Below are 17,581 nucleotides of genomic sequence, written 5' to 3' on the forward strand. Positions count from 1 at the left end.
CTCAGCTATCTTCACAGCTCGACTTATTCACCTAACGCCAGGAACAGATGATTTCACCTTCCACCCCTCCACAAGACAATGTGGTCCATTACATTGAGCCCTATCGACTCTTCACCTCCATCAGGATGGAGATTGGAGAATCTATGGGAGGAGAGGAGATCATGGTCTCAGAATTGGTCCGAAAGGATCAACTCCTACTGGAATTCCCAAATCTCATTGCGCCTGAGACCAATGAACATCAGAAGCAGCCTGTCGCACTTGGTGCCAACTGCTACTTTTCAGCCGATCACAATCAGGTCTTTGCCGCAATAACCGGCTATCCTAAAGTTACTCTCTCTCCGGTTGAAGGTAAGGATACAGAAATTCTCAACATTTCTATTGAACCCCTCTTTCGGATTTCCGCTGACGGGATGAAAGCTGCCATAGCCATCCATCCTGCTATTTCTGGAACACGATCATTGAAGGATTTTTCCCTTACCGAACTCATTGCTGAAGCCGGCATTATTTACGGCATCGACAAAGCTATGGTCGATAAAGCCAACAAGTGTATACGCGCCCAACTACCTGAGTTTAACATTATTGTTCTTGCAACCGGCACAAAACCCCGTGACGGTAAAGACGCCTATCTGGAATTTGAGGTAGAGACAGGGCCTGTTCCCGGAAAAATTCTCGAAGACGGCACCATAGATTTTCGCGAACGGATGATCTTTGTACCGGTAACCCAAGGACAGGTTGTTGCAAAAAAAGTTTCAGCTACGCGGGGCACAGCAGGAAAAACAGTATTAGGTGAACGTGTCGAACCGCAACCCGGTCGCGATATCGCTATCAACACTTTGAAAGACGCCTCCTACTCATCGAAAACCAAACAGGTCACCGCCACCAGTGATGGTGTACTTTCTGTCGTAGGCGATACAATAATCAAGATCTGCAGTCGCCAGGAGATCATGACCGATATTGATTACAGTACCGGCCACATCCATTCACGCAACAGCGTTGTCATTCATGGCTCGGTACAACCCGGCTTCAAGGTCACCACGGATGGAGATCTGGAAATACGAGGAACGGTAATGTCGACCGCAATTACCAGTCGTGCAAACATTGTCATAAAAAGCGGCATCTTAGGCAAAAACAGTACAATATCAGCACTCGGGGACGCAGACCTCTATTTTATCGAACAAGGTGAAGTAGAGTGCGGCCGGAACTGCATCATTCGGAGAGAAATCTATTACAGTACAGTAATTGCAGGAAAAAATATTCTCTGTATGCCCAATAGCGCCGTGGTCGGTGGTAGACTCGTCGCAGCCGGAAACATCATTCTTGGCAACGTTGGTTCCACCAACGCTTCACCAGCCCTCATAGCCGCCGGAGTGGATGGGAGGCGCCTGATCCAGTACAACGATCTGCAGAAAACCCTCATTGAGCAGCAGGATTCCCTCATCAAATGCATCCAACTGCATAAGGGTACGTCAAGGGCAGGGATGATAAAGAAACTTGAAAAGGAGATAGAAACCACTCGGCTGCAGTTACAGAAATTGAACCTCATCCCTGGAACGGGCAGATTATCACGCCCGGATGACGATGATGAATTTTCGCCATCTGGCGGAATCACCATCCAGGATATCAAGATCGAGATCCACGGCATCATTCACGCCGGCACTGTGATCCAGATCGGTAACAAAAGCATGACACTCAACAACACGATTTCCAACAGGCTGTTTAAGCTCAACGACTCTTTCAGCGACATAGCCCCCCTGCCCCTTCGTCGTCGTAGAACGTAATCGCCTACGGCTTGACAACAGAATTCTCTGCTTCGTCCCGGACCAATTCCAGCTGTTTTTTTAACCAGCCTACCCGGATATAGTATTGCTGACCACTGGTTTTCCAGGCCTCACAGTTATCGTTATGAGCCATTATTGGATAATTCGGGAATAAAGACTTATCAAGGCGACACACTCCGTTCTCGGTATTTTGCGGGCGAAAATATTGACAACTTAAACAGATCTTCTGCAAATGCTTCATCATGCGTTCCTGGGAGGTTGTTACAATGGTATCGTGATGCTGCGTGATTATTAATAGGTGGTGTTATGCCGAGAATCACAGCTCCGCATCAGGCGCAGAGCGAGGCAAAATGAATGGATTCACCGGAGTTTACGTAATTTTGCTCATCATACATCTCAACAATCGGACAATCAAAACCATATTTTGGAAGATAGCTTGAGATGATTTTCAACGAATCCTCTGCAATATACTGTTCGGTCTCTTGGTGATGGTTATATATAATCCCGGCTAACTCAATACCTCTGTTCTGTAACGCTTCAAGAGAAGCCAGGGTATGATTGATTGAACCGAGCCGTGAGCTGGTCACAACCAGAGCAGGCCATTGCCGTTCTGCCAGGTAGTCAATCAAGGTATATCCATATTGCAGGGGCACGAAAAGCCCTCCAGCTCCTTCCAACAGCACAACGTCATACCGCTTACTCAACTGTTCTGCTGCCTGGGTTATCTTGTCCGGTTCGATAATAGTATTTTCGATTCGTGCAGCCAGATGAGGGGAACAGGGTGTCGAGAAGAGATACTGGCAAGTAAGACCATCGGTATCCTCGGGTAGCATCCCAATCCCCATGAGTTGCCGGTGCTTGACAATATCCTCACTGATACCGACACAGCCGGTCTGAACCCCTTTCTGGGTTATTACCTTTTTACCCGCCTCCATCAGCCCTCTGGCAATGAGTCCGGTGGCAATGGTTTTCCCGATTCCGGTGTCTATTCCGCTGATAAAGAAGATCTTCTTGTTATTCATCGCACACTTTGTCCTTTTCTGGCAATAACACAGGTAGACACATAGTCGAGAGGCACCCCCTTCTCCGTCCCGAACTGCAGACGATAGTCGCGTTCAAAGACGCGCAATTTTCCAGGGGTCCAATGATACGCACCGGCACCACCCACCCCAGTTGCCTGGATATGGCGGAGCACTTCCCTGGCGTTCTGGAAGTAGAGAGTACAACACGATGTCTCGATTTCAACCAGTGAAAAGTTTCTTTTCAACATCTCTGCCAGATCACCTTCACTTGTATATTCGAGGCCTACACCTATGAGTTCGCGAACCTGGCGCATGGTCCCAGGGCCAAACATGGTAAAAGCAAGAAAACCATTATCATGTAATGACGTAGTGAATTTGTTAAAGGCGAGAGGTAAATCTTTCAGCCATTGGAAAGTCGATGACGAGATAATGAGATCAAGGCCATCAGGAATTGCCAGCCGCTCAATATCACCAGCCAGGAGACGAATGTCACCAGCTACGGCACCAACACGTTCCGCTGCCTGGTAACAACACTCCGGCACAAGATCGTTAACCCAGAGCTCCCTCACAGACTTCATCCTACAGAGCGTCTCGGTCATTGACCCGGTACAACACCCTATTTCCAGCACTCGATCATATCGGATATCACCCAGGGCTGCCATCTTGGCAATAAGCGTATCGCCAACCAGTTTCTGCACTTTGGCACCGTCATCATAGCTATGTATGCTACGGCGAAAATGCTCAATTATCCGTTGTTGTCGGGAGGAATTCATGATGGAGATGATGCTCGCTAAGATTCATTGGCGTGAATGTCGGAAAGGAACTGTTCCCAATCATTTGATCTGTAAAAGGGAAAATGTCCCCCAGGATGCATAACGGTCTCCTCACCCCAAAAAGACAGTTGGTTTGCAGTTGGAACGATTCTATCATTGTCGGATATCACCACCTCACGATAGATACTCTGCTCCCGTGATATGCAATCAGCCTCTGAGAGATAATATGCTAACTCCCGCTGTTGATCAGTAAGCGATCGTTGTGGCTGGTATTGGAGAAACTTCTGTTCTATAGTTCCGCCACCGGTAAGGCGTCTGTAAAATTTTCGCCGGCTAAGTTCCGACCAGCCAGCCATAGTCCCGGCAAACAGGTTCCGAGGGATACCGTAATGAGTATCCACAGGACAGAGGGTGCCGTTTACAGCAATGGCTCTTGAAAAAAGATGCCCATGACGATCAAAAAGATGTTGACCAGCCCAAACCCCCATTGACCAGCTCAGCAAAATCCGTTCGCTGTAGGGCGCTATATCAGCCAAAACTGCATCAATCACTGGCAGTTCGCTGAAATCATAGAGATGGAGTATATCACACTCATTGGAATCAAGCGGCATAAAAGGATGCGCATCCATCCCCCATCCATTACAAAAAACAATGAGTTTCTTTCGGCCTTCCCGATATTGCCAAAACAGCTGCATGCCACTTCACCCTGTTGCAAGAGAGTTAAGGCATCTTGCAATTTTTGACGCCAGCGGTGCAAGATCAGACCAGCTCATATCGGCGGTAAGTGAGAGCCTAAAACGAGCCGTTCCTTCCGGCACCGTTGGTGGTCGTACCGGCAGCACAAGAAAACCCTCGTCCTGCATCATCCCGGCGGCATCTACTGCTAACTGGTTGCCACCGATAACAACCGGCACGATGTTGGTTGAGCCGTAAGTGTGAAGGCCATTGGCAACGAGTTCATGCCGCAGGTTTTCAATCAGGCTCTTCAAGTGTTGTCGTTTATCAGCCATTTCCAATATTGACTTAAATACGAAAAGATTCCAGCTTGCTATGATCGGAGGTAAGGCGGTGGTGAAAATCATTGATCGGCAGTGATTCACGAGAAAACTGCGGATTTCGTCAGTACAGAGAACAAATGAACCGATTGAAGCACAGGCCTTGCCGAACGGCCCAACCAGGATATCAATTTTCTCAAGTACCAACTGTGCCTCAGCCTCGCCAAGACCTTTGGGGCCACTGACACCCAAAGCGTGAGCCTCATCTATGTAGAGGAGGCAGTTGTATCGCTCTTTTAATCGCACCAGTTCCTGCAAGTCGGCTACATCGCCATCCATACTGAAGACCGACTCGCTGACAATGACAGCACGTTCATATTTCGGCCGATTCTGAACGAGTATAGATTCGAGATGATCATAATCAAGATGGCGATATCGTTTATGAGCAGCAAGGGAGAGGCGCATGCCGTCATGAATGGACGCGTGGTTCAGTTTGTCGGAAATGATGATATCGCGTTTGTCAAAAAGGGCCGGAAGTATCCCAATGTTGGCATGGTAGCCAGAATTATAAAACAAGGCTGACGGAAAGCCATAGGCGACCTTAAGTGCATTCTCCAACTCATGCAAAGGCTCACAGTCGCCACTCAACAACCGTGAAGATGCTGACCCCAGGCCATACCGGTCAAGCAGGTCTGCCCCCTTTAACCCGTTGTAAAAACGAGCATGGAAATCTTTATTACCAGCGAGGCCAAGGTAGTCGTTGGACGAGAGGTTCAGTAAAGTGCGACCGTCCCGCTTTACCCAGCAACCGGCCCTGTTTGTAAGAGGGTTGAGTTCACGAAGACGCCCGGTTTTCGCAAGATTGGCCAGTACCTCACCATAATCTTCTTTCATGCCTTCCCCTCCAACGCTACCACTTCACAGATCGCTTTGCAGAGTAGCGACAGGTCATGATCAGAAATGCAATATGGTGGCATAACATAAACCAGCCGGCCAAAAGGCCGCACCCAAACCCCTCTATCGACAAAGCGTTGCTGGATAACAGCCATGTTTACCGGGTGATAGAGTTCAACGACACCGATGCCGCCAAGTATCCGCACATCGGCAACCTGCGGCAGGTTGTCACAATCTCCAAGTCCACCCCGCAATTGTTGTTCAATACGTTGTATATTCTCGCGCCAGTTTGATTCTGTCAGCAATCGTATTGAGGCGCACGCCACACTGCAGGCTAGAGGATTGCCCATAAAGGTCGGGCCGTGCATGAAAACACCAGGGTCGGCAGAAGATATCTGCGTTGCGATTTCAGTGGTGGCAAGTACAGCTGCCAGTGTCATGCTACCGCCGGTGAGAGCCTTGCCAAGACAAAGGATATCCGGACTGACAGAGGCATGATCGCAAGCAAACAGCTCGCCACTACGGCCAAAGCCGGTGGCAATCTCATCGGCTATGAGCAGAACATCATGTTCGTTGCAAAGGCGTCGAACTGCTCTCAGATATTCAGGGTGGTAGAAATACATGCCACCGGCTCCCTGAACAATAGGCTCGAGGATCACTGCACAGAGTGAATCGGAATGTGCTGCAATCAATGAGGCAAAATCATCAATATCATCTGAGAGCCAGGTTTCATGAAAACGGCAGAGCGGTCGAGGGGCAAAGAGGTATTCAGGCAAAACTCCCCGGTAGATCTGATGCATGCCGGTGACCGGATCGCAAACAGCCATCGCATGAAAGGTATCACCGTGATAACCGCCACGAATGGTGAGAAATCGATTCTTTCCTTTTTTGCCTCTTGCATACTGGTATTGCATCGCCATTTTCATGGCTACCTCTACGGCTACCGAGCCGGAGTCACAGAGAAAGACCTTATCGAGCCCTGCAGGTGTGCAGTCTATCAAGAGTTCCGCAAGCTCAACCGCTGGCCTATGGGTCAGTCCTCCGAACATCACATGCGACATCTTTGCAGCCTGTTCCTGGATCGCTGTTACCAGTGCAGGATGACTGTATCCGTGAATAGCCGACCACCAGGAAGCCATACCGTCAATCAATTCGCGGCCGTCTTCAAGCTGAATGCGCACTCCGAGGGCAGACTCTACCGGGTAAACCGGCAACGGATTGGTCATGGAGGTATAGGGATGCCAGAGATGCTGGCGATCGAAGGCGAGAATATCTTTGGTTGATGCAACAGCAATCGGTCGCATCAGAGATCCTCCTCAGGCTGGGAAATGTCGAACCCCAGATGCCGAAACATGTCGATATCTTGCTGCAGGTTGTTGCCAGCAGTGGTCAGGTAGTTGCCGACGATGGCGCCATTGGCACCTGAGGTGAAACAACGCGATTGTTCTTCGCCGAGCATCCCGCGGCCTCCGGCCAGTCGAATAATCGCCTGCGGGTTGATGATTCGAAACATCGCTACACAGGTTAAAATATCGGAAACCGATATTGGTTCAAGATCGGCAAAAGGTGTATTGGGAATCGGTGTCAGAATGTTCATTGGGATAGAGAGGATACCCAATTCACGTAATTCAAAAGCAAGCTCCAGTCGATGCCGAAGACTCTCTCCCATGCCGATGATCCCCCCGGAGCAAACTTCAAGACCAACCTCCTGGGCAATTCTTATGGAGGCGATTTTCTCCTCCCAAGTGTGGGTTGTGCAAACCTTGGGGAAATAGCTGCGACATGCTTCAAGGTTGCAATGGTAACGGGTCACGCCAAAAGATTTCAGCTTCTCAGCCTTTTCCCTGGTCAGCATGCCCATGGATGCGCAAAACGACATTTTTGTCTGCGCCCGTAACTGTTGATATATTTCTCCAAAAAAATCGAGATGGTTATCACTGACAGTTCTGCCGGCAGTCACCAGGGAAAAGCGTTGTACGCCCTGCGCCTCATTCTCCCTGGCCATTTTGAGTGCAGTCTCTTCATCTACTGTTTCATAGCTTTCAATGGCAACATCGTACCATGACGATTGCGCGCAAAACTTGCAATCTTCAGAACATTTCCCGGATTTTGCATTGACGATTGAGCAGAGGTCAAGGTTGTCGTTGTGGAATGCCCGCCGCAACTGGTCGGCCGCCAAAAACAGTTCTTGAGGATTCTCAGTTGTTGCCAGTTCCATTGCCTGGTCGAAATTGAGCAGGCCTCCGCCTCGAACGAGCTGCATATAGTGTTTCAGCATACTTTTCAATCCGCCATCTTTATTGCCTCACCATATCGGGACAGTGAGTCTTTTGTTATATGGATTACAGCCTCATTACGGTAAAAAAATAATGCAGCAACTATAGACGGCAATATCCAAGGGGTGACAAACGTCGCTATCACCCTGCCAAACAGCCGCTTTCGATCAGGCGAGGTCAAAGACCTTAGCGTTCCTGAAGCGGCTTTTCGGTTTGGCAAGCGGTTATGGTGTCACATATCCTTTGACACCAACAACTCTTTTAGCTTATGGAAAGTTTTTCAAGACAACCAGCGAGCGCATCGGGGGTGTCAAACTGTAATGCGGTAATTTCAACTCCTTTGGGTTTGATCTTTCGCATCATACCTTTCAGCACGGTTTTCGGACCAACCTCAATAAATGTATCAACCCCATCGTTGATCATGGCCGTTATTATTTCACACCACCGGACCCGTGAGGCAATCTGGCGCCCCATCATGTCGCGGATCTGATCAGGGTCAGAGGAAACTGCTGCAGAAACATTGAAATATACAGGTGCACCAGGTACCTTAAATTCAATACTATTCATAAACGACGAGAATTCTGGGACCGCGTTGGCAACCAGAGGGCTATGATTTGCGACACTGACATTTAATGGTATAACTTTTGCGCCTTTTGCTTCGGCAAGCGGAGAGACGGCGTCAAGCGCGTCCATGCTGCCTGAAATGACGATCTGCTCAGGTGTATTATGGTTTGCAGCAGTCACAACTCCGGAACCATCGTAGCTTGCAAGCACGTCTTCAACTGCCTCAATGGACAGGCCGACCACCGCTCGCATTCCACCAGGATTGGCCGCCCCTTCCCTCTCCATTAAAGCGCCTCTTTTGGCCACAAGGCGCAGTGTATCTGTCGGGCTCAATACACCTGCGGCACAGAGGGCGGAATACTCACCTAGGCTATGACCGGCAAAGCAACTGACCTTTACATCTCCAAGTAGCTTTTTCAGTGCAGTCCAGCAAATCAGGTTGGTAACCGTAATCGCAGGCTGCAGTTTGGCGTTTCGGGTCAATTCCTCCATAGGGCCGTCATTTATAAGTGCCTCTAAAGGCAAACCACAGGCCTCCTCACCAAGCCGCATCATTTCCCTGCAATCGCTGTCCTGCTCAATGAACTCCCGCCCCATGCCGAGAAATTGCGATCCCTGTCCTGGAAACAGAACTGCTATTTTCATGCGAACTTCCTCTCATTTTAAACGTTATCGTTGTTGGCTTCACACAATCTGCGAAAGCCAACTTTTTTTAGCGGATACTGGGAGTATTGGCGATAACGCCTGCTACTCCTTGGTACTATTTTTAGGTCTGTCTAGAATGGACAGAACGATAAAAATTCCGGCGCCAACACAGATAGCCGAATCGGCGACGTTAAAGGCTGGCCAATGATAATCCTGAATATACACATCGAAAAAATCGACCACTGCACCGAGCCTGACCCTGTCAATCAAGTTGCCTGCAGCACCTCCGGCAATGCAGGCAAAGGCAGGGCCATACCATCTGTTCTCGCGCCGCATTATAAAATATCCGGCGGTGAGTCCGACAATTGCAACAATCCCGACGCCTACAAAGAAATAGTGCCGCCATGGTGAATCCACGTCGGCAAACATGCTGAATGCGGCACCGGTATTGGTGACATAGACCAGATTGAAAAATCCAGGGATTATCTCCCTGGATTCATAGAGGCGAAATGAACTCAGTATCCACCATTTGCTCAACTGGTCGGCAACTATTACAACAATTACCAGAAGGAAATAGCCCACAGATCAACCTTCCTCCGGAAGATCAAGTGTGGCGACAACCTGCGCACAACGTTCACAGATCTGCGGATGATCACTATTGTCGCCGACGGTTGTTGAGCGAATCCAGCAACGTTCACATTTTTCACCGGAGGCGGCCTTGACTGCTATTTTCATTCCTGGAATATCCTCGCCCTCGAAAACCTTCAGCCTACCTGCAGCGTCATCAAGTAATTTCGAAAGTTCCGAAACGATACAGATCTCTTTGATTGTCTTCCACTCTTTTTCTACAAAAGGAGCAAGGTCGCCTTCTACCTTCAGCAAAACTTCAGCTTCAAGAGGATGGCCAATCACCTTATCCCTTCGAGCTATTTCCAGCACCTTGGTGATTTCCGATCGAATCTTGATCAGATTGCTCCACCGCGAATCAAGGGCTTGATCGATCTCGGCATCTTTCTTTTCGGGGAACTCGGTAAAGAAAATACTCTTCTTAAGCGGTGTAGAATTATCGTGATTGTGGAGCGACTCCCATGCCTCCTGAGCGGTAAAGCTCAACACCGGGCTCATAAGCCGCAGGATGCCATCAAGGATCTCATACAGTACTGTCTGAGCGGCGCGCCGCTGGTGCGAATCGGTTCCTGCTGTATAGAGTCTGTCCTTGATAATGTCGAGATAGAAGGCACTCATGGTGGTTCCGCAGAAATAATTGAGACCGTGATAGATGGTATGGAACTCGTATTTCTCGTACCCTTTCAAAATCCGCTGTTTCAACTCCTCATACCGGGCAAGAGCCCAGCGATCGAGTTCCGGCAAATCCGCAGCGGCCACACGATTGACGTTCGGGTCGAAGTCACTGAGATTACCAAGCATATAACGAATGGTGTTGCGGATTTTGCGATAGGCATCTGAAACCTGCCGCAATATCTCATCGGAAACCTTCACATCGTCACGGTAATCCTCACTGCTTACCCACAACCGCAAAATCTCCGCGCCGTATTTTTCTATCACCTCACCGGGTGCGACCACATTACCGACGGACTTCGACATCTTCTTGCCTTCGCCATCGACAACATATCCGTGGGTCAAAACACCGTGGAATGGTGCACGATCTCTGGTGCCTACAGAGGTGAGCAGAGCACTCTGGAACCAGCCTCGATGCTGGTCACTTCCTTCAAGATAGAGATCTGCCGGCGAACGAAGTTCATCCCGCTGCTCACAAACGGCAGCATGGCTGACGCCGGAGTCAAACCAGACATCAAGGATATCCTCTTCCTTGACAAAATCTTTCGAGCCGCAGGAACATACAGCATCTTCGCCAACAAAGGTTTTCACATCATGGCGGAACCAGGCGTCGGCACCTTCTTGTCTGAACAGCTCATCAATTTTCTGCACCAGTTGCTCGCTTCGAAGGATCTCGCCGCATTTGGTACAACTCACAACAGTAATCGGCACGCCCCAGCTTCTCTGGCGGGAAAGGCACCAGTCAGGTCGCCCTTCCACCATGGAATAGATACGCTGCATACCCCATGAGGGGGTCCACTGCACCTTACCGATGGCGGCAAGAGCATTGGTCCGCAGATTATTGTTTTCCATTGAAATAAACCACTGCGGTGTGGCCCGGTACATAACAGGCTTTTTACAACGCCAGCAATGGGGATAGCTATGGGCGATATTACTCTGGTGGATAAGAACACCGGAAGAGGCCATATCGTTGATTATACGACCGTTCACGTCGGGAACCCTGGCGCCGACATAGGGGCCTGCCTCACTGGTATATATGCCTTCATTATCTACCGGCGAGAGGATATCAAGTCCGTAGCGCAGGCCGGTTTGATAGTCATCTGCACCATGCCCTGGAGCGGTGTGTACGCAACCGGTACCTGCATCGGTGGTGACATAATCGGCAAGAACCAGTAACGAATCACGATCAAGAAACGGATGACGACAATTCTTTCTCTCCAACCCTGCGGCGGAGAAAGTAGCCTTAATCGAATACTCGGCGATTTTCGCTTCTGTCATCACCGTCTCAACCAGATCTTTCGCTATAATCCAGGTCTCGTCGCCAACGGCTACGGCGGCATAGTCGAAGTCGGGATGCAGAGCTACTGCCAGGTTGGCTGGCAATGTCCACGGTGTTGTGGTCCAGATAACAACAAATACCTTGTTGCCGGCCAGGACAGGATCAACATCCGAAATATCGTCTTTAACCGGAAACTTGACATACACTGACGGCGATTTGTGGTTGTGATATTCAACTTCCGCTTCCGCCAGTGCAGTGGTACAAGTGGAGCACCAGTAGACAGGCTTTTTGTTACGAACCACAGATTCAGAAAGAAGAAAACGGTTAAACTCCCGGGCAATAGCCGCCTCATATTCATACGTCATAGTGAGGTACGGATTATCCCAGTCGCCAAGCACACCAAGTCTTTTGAATTCAGCCTTCTGTGTTTTGATCCATTTTTCGGCGTAGGTACGGCACGCGCCCCTTTTCGACAGTTTTGGAATAACCTTTTTCTTCTCACCCAATTCCTTATCAACGTTATGCTCAATCGGCAGACCGTGACAGTCCCAACCAGGAATATATGGGGCGTTAAAGCCAGCCATCCTCCGCGATCGCAAAATGATGTCTTTGAGAATCTTATTAAAGGCAGTTCCAAGATGGATATGACCGTTTGCGTATGGCGGACCGTCATGCAAGACGAACAACGGCTTATCCTTAGCGCTTTCCTGCAGCATCTCATAAAGGTCTTCTTTGTCCCAGCGCTTAAGATAATTTGGTTCATTCTGCGCGAGATTCGCCTTCATCTTGAACTTTGTCTGGGGCAGATTCAGAGTTGCCCTGTAGTCCATGGTATTCTCCTTTAATATGATAACATCAACCGGGAATAAACTCCGGATTGTAGGTAATATGGTTTTCCTTCCAATCCATCAAGGTATATCGAGAGCGGAAAACTTATAAAGATAACAATTGAGCTGCAAGTTGCAAGCGCTAAAATCAGCTTTTCAACAACATCCGACTACCACGTACATCCCATCTTTTCCATCCCTTTCAGAGCACGTCACCAACCGATACTAACATGTCGATTATACGTTAATACTTCATAGCATTTCAAACCAATATGTTTGCAGTCATCTTGCGTTCAATCGTCTTATCCGTCAAATATAGTGAGAACTGACATGATCAAAACCCATTTTCGACTGTGACGTAAGGTCTGAGGTGTGGTATATATTTGGCCAAACGGCAACTTACCATCCATCACAACGTATGAGAGATGTGAAGTTGCAGTCATTAAAAACAATGAATCTCTATTGACGGCGCAATTGCACCTCATTTGCGCTCGTCTTATAAATCGGATTGTATGAAAGACGAATCACCTGTGCCGGATACACCCATGGTCGAATTGATCAAGGTGTCTAAGCGCTATCCACCTGATGTCACTGCCCTCTCGTCTGTTTCCCTTTCGGTTGATCGGGGAGAGATGTTTTTTATCATAGGTCGCAGTGGTGCTGGCAAGACGACTATTTTGAAACTCATCTCAAGTATGGAACCCCCCACAAGCGGTCTCGTCGAGATTTCCGGACAGACCATCCATCGTCTCAAAGGGGGCAAGCTTGCTAAATTGCGCCAGAAAATAGGAGTGGCCTACCAGGACTTCAAGCTATTAACCGATCGGACTGCAGCAGAAAACATCGCCATCTCTATGGAGGTTTCCTACAAGAAGCCACAAATTATTCGCAATCGGGTACGTTCCCTGCTTGAGCAGCTCGACCTTGCTGATAAGCATGACACCATCACCGGCGAACTGTCGAGAGGCGAGCAACAGCGGGTTACCTTGGCTCGGGCTGTAGCAAACTCCCCCACTATGGTCTTGGTGGATGAACCAACAGGCAATCTCGATGCTGATACCACTGAACGTGTAGTGAAGCTTTTGCAGAACAGTCATAAATCTGGTGCCACTGTGATCATTGCCACCCATGATGAATCGATCTACCGTAACACCTCCTGTCGTATAATGGAGTTGCGCCAGGGCGCCATTCATTCCATCGTGAGAGGTGACCAAGCATGAGTTTCTGGTTCACCGTACTGAGACAGGTTGGGCGCAACCTGCGACAGACATGGATGTCACAGATCATGACTCTGCTGACAGTGAGTCTCTCCGTACTGATCTTCAGCCTTTTCTATCTTATTTATACGAATATGCTTACGGTCGGCGATCAACTCGGAGACGATCTGCGGCTGATCGTCTATCTCGAGGAACAGCCGGTCCCTGAGATGCAGGAACAGCTAAGACGTAAAATCACCGCTTTTGATGATGTGGAGGAGATCAAGTTTATCTCACCGGAAGAAGCCTATGAGAAGTTTGCCAACCAACTGGGCAATGACCGAGACGTTCTTGAAGACATGCCCCGAGACTTCCTGCCACCGTCCATTGAAGTCACCCCGTTAAAAACACTCAGAAGCCTTAATCAGATCAAGCTCTTTTCTGATTATCTCGCAAAACTTCCGGGCACTTTGAAAGTGCAGTATGGCCAGGACTGGATGGAGCGTTTCTTTAATTTTACCCGACTACTCTCCATCGTTGTGCTGTTGAGTGGCAGCTTGCTCATTTTAACCACAGTGTTCATGGTAGCCTATACCATTCGCCTCACTATCTTTGGACGCCATGACGAACTTGAGTTGCTGAAACTGGTTGGCGCTACAAACGCCTATATTCGGACCCCCTTTCTCCTTGAGGGACTTTTCCAGGGGCTTCTGGGATCTATGTTCGGACTTGCCATGTTGTATATGCTATTTCGATGGATCACCGAACGATTCGCCGGACCCGGTTTTCTCAGTATGATCCAGTTCACATTCTTTCCACCAGTGACCATCGCGACAATTATTGTGATATCAGTGCTGCTCTGTACCGTTGGTAGTCACACCTCCATGCAAAAATACATTAAGGTATGACCAGCGGGAATATGGAAGGAAGCAGTATTCAACTCACGGCAAGCGATAATTTTTTGCCAGGTACCGGATGTTTTTGGCCGCAATCACTCCCGGCCTTGAAACATTTATTTGCAGGCGTTTTCGTTTATCTCATCTTCACTATCGTTTTCTGTCCAATTATCGCCTCTGCGGCAGCCACAAAAGATATTCCCGGAGATATCGACAGCTATCGCGAGCAAATCAGGAGACTCGAACGAAATATCCAGGAGCAGAAGGAAAAACGGGAAGAAACAAAAAAGAGCGAGGTCAATCTTCTTGGCGAACTGGAAGATATCGACAAGAGGGTGAAAGACCAGCAAAAGACCGTCGAAGATTTCGAAACAAAGGTTCAACTCCAGCAGATGCTGATTGACCTCAAACAAGAAGAAATACAATCCCTGCAGAACGGGCGGGCAAAAATGCTCGACCACTTGAGAAAGCGATCCGGAGCCTATTACAAGATGGGCAAAATCGGGTTTTTAAATGTCGCCTTTTCATCTCAAACGCTTCCAGCCCTACTCAAGTTTCATGATGCCTTCCAAACCCTGATTACCTACGATAAGAATCTTATAATCGAGTACCGCGGCAAAATTCAGACCCTGCAGCGAGCCCGTGACGCCGAAAATCTCGAATTGCAACTTCTGCAGGATTTTATCAACGAGGCCCAGGCGGAACGCGATAAAATTGATAAAATTCGGTCCGAGAAAGAACAACTTCTTGCCCACATCCGTTCGCAAAAACAGCTGCATGAGCAGGCCGCCAAGGAGATGGAAGTTGCCTCGGAAGAGCTCTCTCAGAAACTGATCTCATTAAAGAGCAAAGAACAGATCCTGGAAAAAACTTTTGCCAACAGCAAGGGGAGACTGAGGGTGCCTGTTGCCGGCAGAGTGATTACATATTTTCATCAGGAAAAGTTTAACAGACTGGGGGTTCTTAACAAATCACAGGGAATCGCCATCGCCGCTCCAGACGGCACCAAGGTTGAAGCCGTTTCCGGCGGCAGCGTAATATTTGCTGGATATTTGCGCGGATATGGCAATACTGTAATAATACATCATGGCTATCAATATTATTCCATAACCTCTCGACTGGAAGGAATACCAGTGAAGGAAGGAGACATTGTCAGAGAGGGTACGAAGATTGGCCAGGTGAGTGAAACCGCCGCCCTTATTGATGAGGGCGTCTATTTTGAGATCCGCCACGGCAGAGACTCCCAGGATCCACTCAAATGGCTCAATCTCAACAAACTTGAGCATTCAAAACATCTTCAGGAATTAAATCAGGGCTAGCCTTGCCCCAACCGCCGGCCCCGGCCCCGGAGTTTCACACGATGCGACATTCACTGCTGTACCGCAGCACCATACTTATTTTCACTTTTTTTCTTCTCATAGTAGCCACCCTCAAGGCCCAGGCTGAGATCAGCCAGGAGGAGAGACAGAAGACTTATCAGCAATTGGAGGTATTCGCCAATATCCTGAGCCTTCTGCAAGATAACTATGTTGAGGAAATTGACTCCAAGAAAACGATCAACGGCGCCATTCGCGGTCTACTCTATTCTCTTGATCCTCATTCTTCTTATCTCGATCCTGAAGAATTCAAGGAGTTGCAGGAAGAAACGCAAGGCCAGTTTTCCGGTATCGGTATCGAGATTACGATCAAAGACGATGTCTTGTCTGTTATCAGTCCTATTGAGGGGACACCTGCCGATCTTGCCGGCCTGAAAGCCAAAGATATTATTGTCGAGATTAACGGCGAGAAAACCAAGGAGATGGGAGCTTACGAGGCTGTCAAAAGATTACGCGGACCAAAAGGCAGCGACGTCACCATCTCAATTTCGCGGGAAGGATGGGATGAATTAAAAACATTCACCCTCAAGCGCGATCTCATTCCGCTCCAGTCGGTCAAGGCTCACTTTCTTGAACCAGGGATTGCCTATACCCGCATTACCAACTTCCAAAGCCACACTACCAGCGATTATGTTGAGGCATTAAGCCGGCTAGCCAAACAGGAGCCAATTACCGGACTCATTCTCGATTTACGCAACAATCCTGGCGGACTTCTCAACCAGGCGGTCTCCATCTCCGATACCTTTTTGGAGGATGGCATGATCGTTTCCACCAAGGGCAGAACCGAAGATCAGAATATGTCGTTCAAAGCGCACAAAACACCGGACGACTACCACTTTCCACTTGTTGTCCTGGTCAACGAAGGGTCAGCCAGCGCCTCTGAGATTGTTGCCGGCGCGATCCAGGACCATAAACGCGGCATCATCGTCGGCACCCGCACTTTCGGCAAAGGGTCAGTACAGACCATCATTCCCTTGCCGGGAGATGCTGGATTGCGCTTAACCACTGCCAAGTACTATACGCCTGCTGGCAAGTCGATCCAGGCTCTTGGCATTTCGCCGGACGTTGAAGTCACGTTCATCCCTTACAAAACGGATGGTGCTCAGAAGCAAGACCTCAAAAAACAGCGTTTACGAGAAGAAGACCTCAAGAATCATTTCCCGGGAACCCAGGAAGGACAGAGTCAGCCAGAGGAAGAAGACGGCGCTGTCCTTGATGATTTTCCCGACAGCCAAACCATCAGCATGCAACTTGAGCAGGATAATCAACTGCGCACGGCGTTGAATATACTCAAGAGCCTCAACCTCTATTTTCGCAACACGAAAAAATAACGGAGTACTCGCACCATGGACTGTCTTTCTTTTATTGCTGAACAGCGTATCGCCCAGGCTATCGAGAAAGGTGAACTGAAAACCACCGGCTGGGAAAATCGACCTTTGCCTTTAGATGATGACCATATGGTGCCGGACGATCTTAAAATGGCCTACAAGGTCCTGAAAAATGCAGGTTATCTGCCTCCGGAGATCGAGACCAGAAAAGAGATCACCCGCCTGGAGCAGCTCATCGCCCAGACAGAGGACGAACATCAACGACTCCAGCAAATGCGAAAGCTCAGCGTGCTCATGATGAAGGTCGACGCAAACAGACGGACACCGGCCAATATTGCCCATGACGACGAGTATTTCAGGAAGGTGGTGGAACGAACCTCCGTACGTTCCGGTGATACGAAGAAGTAGTTCTTTCCCTCTTGTTTGCTCAGAA

At 49.0% G+C, this 17,581-nt stretch carries 15 protein-coding genes; 6 read left to right on the forward strand and 9 right to left on the reverse strand.

The window, feature by feature from the left end; all coding sequences use genetic code 11:
- Window positions 1-47: 47 nt before the first annotated feature.
- Entirely contained in the window at window positions 48-1,778 is a 1,731-nt protein-coding gene (locus BUF15_RS05530) for a DUF342 domain-containing protein (protein ID WP_073612467.1), read from the forward strand.
- Between the two features lie 329 nt (window positions 1,779-2,107).
- Here the strand turns inward: BUF15_RS05530 and bioD are convergent, their stop codons facing one another.
- The 9 genes from bioD to ileS all read right to left on the reverse strand — a co-directional run bounded on the left by bioD (window position 2,108) and on the right by ileS (window position 12,355).
- Window positions 2,108-2,800 (reverse strand): dethiobiotin synthase, encoded by a 693-nt coding sequence (bioD, locus tag BUF15_RS05540; protein ID WP_073612469.1) that lies wholly within the window; start codon window positions 2,798-2,800, stop codon window positions 2,108-2,110.
- The gene (locus tag BUF15_RS05545) at window positions 2,797-3,573 is read right to left on the reverse strand and encodes a methyltransferase domain-containing protein (RefSeq protein WP_073612470.1); all 777 of its coding nucleotides are present in this window, start codon (window positions 3,571-3,573) and stop codon (window positions 2,797-2,799) included. Before BUF15_RS05545 ends, bioD begins: the two co-directional genes overlap by 4 nt.
- A 17-nt stretch (window positions 3,574-3,590) precedes the next feature.
- Window positions 3,591-4,268: a DUF452 family protein gene (locus BUF15_RS05550; RefSeq protein ID WP_073612471.1), complete on the reverse strand. Its 678-nt coding sequence runs from the start codon at window positions 4,266-4,268 to the stop codon at window positions 3,591-3,593.
- Window positions 4,269-4,274: 6 nt separating this feature from the next.
- Window positions 4,275-5,462, reverse strand: coding sequence for an aminotransferase class I/II-fold pyridoxal phosphate-dependent enzyme (locus BUF15_RS05555; protein WP_073612472.1), 1,188 nt, complete (start codon window positions 5,460-5,462; stop codon window positions 4,275-4,277).
- Window positions 5,459-6,766 (reverse strand): adenosylmethionine--8-amino-7-oxononanoate transaminase, encoded by a 1,308-nt coding sequence (gene bioA, locus BUF15_RS05560; RefSeq protein WP_073612473.1) that lies wholly within the window; start codon window positions 6,764-6,766, stop codon window positions 5,459-5,461. Before bioA ends, BUF15_RS05555 begins: the two co-directional genes overlap by 4 nt.
- The gene (gene bioB, locus BUF15_RS05565) at window positions 6,766-7,740 is read right to left on the reverse strand and encodes a biotin synthase BioB (RefSeq protein ID WP_084553532.1); all 975 of its coding nucleotides are present in this window, start codon (window positions 7,738-7,740) and stop codon (window positions 6,766-6,768) included. Before bioB ends, bioA begins: the two co-directional genes overlap by 1 nt.
- A gap of 259 nt (window positions 7,741-7,999) precedes the next feature.
- Window positions 8,000-8,947, reverse strand: a complete 948-nt coding sequence (gene fabD / locus BUF15_RS05570) for an ACP S-malonyltransferase (protein ID WP_073612475.1) — start codon at window positions 8,945-8,947, stop codon at window positions 8,000-8,002.
- Window positions 8,948-9,049: 102 nt separating this feature from the next.
- Entirely contained in the window at window positions 9,050-9,529 is a 480-nt protein-coding gene (lspA, locus tag BUF15_RS05575) for a signal peptidase II (protein ID WP_073612476.1), read from the reverse strand.
- A gap of 3 nt (window positions 9,530-9,532) precedes the next feature.
- A complete protein-coding gene (ileS, locus tag BUF15_RS05580) occupies window positions 9,533-12,355 on the reverse strand; it encodes an isoleucine--tRNA ligase (RefSeq protein ID WP_073612477.1) in 2,823 nt (940 codons plus the stop codon).
- Between the two features lie 509 nt (window positions 12,356-12,864).
- Between ileS and ftsE the strand changes: the two genes are divergently transcribed.
- Genes ftsE through BUF15_RS05605 form a run of 5 tightly spaced genes read left to right on the forward strand, consistent with a single transcriptional unit; the run spans window position 12,865 to window position 17,556 of the window.
- Entirely contained in the window at window positions 12,865-13,572 is a 708-nt protein-coding gene (ftsE, locus tag BUF15_RS05585; RefSeq protein WP_084553535.1) for a cell division ATP-binding protein FtsE, read from the forward strand.
- Window positions 13,569-14,456 carry a permease-like cell division protein FtsX gene (gene ftsX, locus BUF15_RS05590; protein ID WP_073612479.1) on the forward strand — a complete coding sequence of 296 codons (888 nt, stop codon included), beginning with the start codon at window positions 13,569-13,571 and terminating at the stop codon, window positions 14,454-14,456. Before ftsE ends, ftsX begins: the two co-directional genes overlap by 4 nt.
- Window positions 14,457-14,467: 11 nt before the next feature.
- The gene (locus tag BUF15_RS05595; protein WP_159441230.1) at window positions 14,468-15,763 is read left to right on the forward strand and encodes a murein hydrolase activator EnvC family protein; all 1,296 of its coding nucleotides are present in this window, start codon (window positions 14,468-14,470) and stop codon (window positions 15,761-15,763) included.
- Between the two features lie 41 nt (window positions 15,764-15,804).
- Window positions 15,805-17,151 (forward strand): S41 family peptidase, encoded by a 1,347-nt coding sequence (locus BUF15_RS05600; RefSeq protein ID WP_073612481.1) that lies wholly within the window; start codon window positions 15,805-15,807, stop codon window positions 17,149-17,151.
- A gap of 15 nt (window positions 17,152-17,166) precedes the next feature.
- On the forward strand, window positions 17,167-17,556 hold the full coding sequence (locus tag BUF15_RS05605; protein ID WP_073612482.1) for a DnaJ family domain-containing protein: 390 nt from the start codon (window positions 17,167-17,169) through the stop codon (window positions 17,554-17,556).
- The last annotated feature ends 25 nt before the right edge of the window (window positions 17,557-17,581 follow it).

The organism is Desulfopila aestuarii DSM 18488, from assembly GCF_900143695.1.
Classification (GTDB): Bacteria; Desulfobacterota; Desulfobulbia; order Desulfobulbales; family Desulfocapsaceae; genus Desulfopila; species Desulfopila aestuarii.

What these genes read in the sequence shown, in the direction of transcription:
- BUF15_RS05530 (WP_073612467.1), top strand. Translation starts at nt 48, where the DNA reads ATGATTTCACCTTCCACCCCTCCACAAGACAATGTGGTCCATTACATT.
- bioD (WP_073612469.1), bottom strand. Translation starts at nt 2,800, where the DNA reads ATGAATAACAAGAAGATCTTCTTTATCAGCGGAATAGACACCGGAATC.
- BUF15_RS05545 (WP_073612470.1), bottom strand. Translation starts at nt 3,573, where the DNA reads ATGAATTCCTCCCGACAACAACGGATAATTGAGCATTTTCGCCGTAGC.
- BUF15_RS05550 (WP_073612471.1), bottom strand. Translation starts at nt 4,268, where the DNA reads ATGCAGCTGTTTTGGCAATATCGGGAAGGCCGAAAGAAACTCATTGTT.
- BUF15_RS05555 (WP_073612472.1), bottom strand. Translation starts at nt 5,462, where the DNA reads ATGAAAGAAGATTATGGTGAGGTACTGGCCAATCTTGCGAAAACCGGG.
- bioA (WP_073612473.1), bottom strand. Translation starts at nt 6,766, where the DNA reads ATGCGACCGATTGCTGTTGCATCAACCAAAGATATTCTCGCCTTCGAT.
- bioB (WP_084553532.1), bottom strand. Translation starts at nt 7,740, where the DNA reads ATGCTGAAACACTATATGCAGCTCGTTCGAGGCGGAGGCCTGCTCAAT.
- fabD (WP_073612475.1), bottom strand. Translation starts at nt 8,947, where the DNA reads ATGAAAATAGCAGTTCTGTTTCCAGGACAGGGATCGCAATTTCTCGGC.
- ileS (WP_073612477.1), bottom strand. Translation starts at nt 12,355, where the DNA reads ATGGACTACAGGGCAACTCTGAATCTGCCCCAGACAAAGTTCAAGATG.
- ftsE (WP_084553535.1), top strand. Translation starts at nt 12,865, where the DNA reads ATGAAAGACGAATCACCTGTGCCGGATACACCCATGGTCGAATTGATC.
- ftsX (WP_073612479.1), top strand. Translation starts at nt 13,569, where the DNA reads ATGAGTTTCTGGTTCACCGTACTGAGACAGGTTGGGCGCAACCTGCGA.
- BUF15_RS05595 (WP_159441230.1), top strand. Translation starts at nt 14,468, where the DNA reads ATGGAAGGAAGCAGTATTCAACTCACGGCAAGCGATAATTTTTTGCCA.
- BUF15_RS05600 (WP_073612481.1), top strand. Translation starts at nt 15,805, where the DNA reads ATGCGACATTCACTGCTGTACCGCAGCACCATACTTATTTTCACTTTT.
- BUF15_RS05605 (WP_073612482.1), top strand. Translation starts at nt 17,167, where the DNA reads ATGGACTGTCTTTCTTTTATTGCTGAACAGCGTATCGCCCAGGCTATC.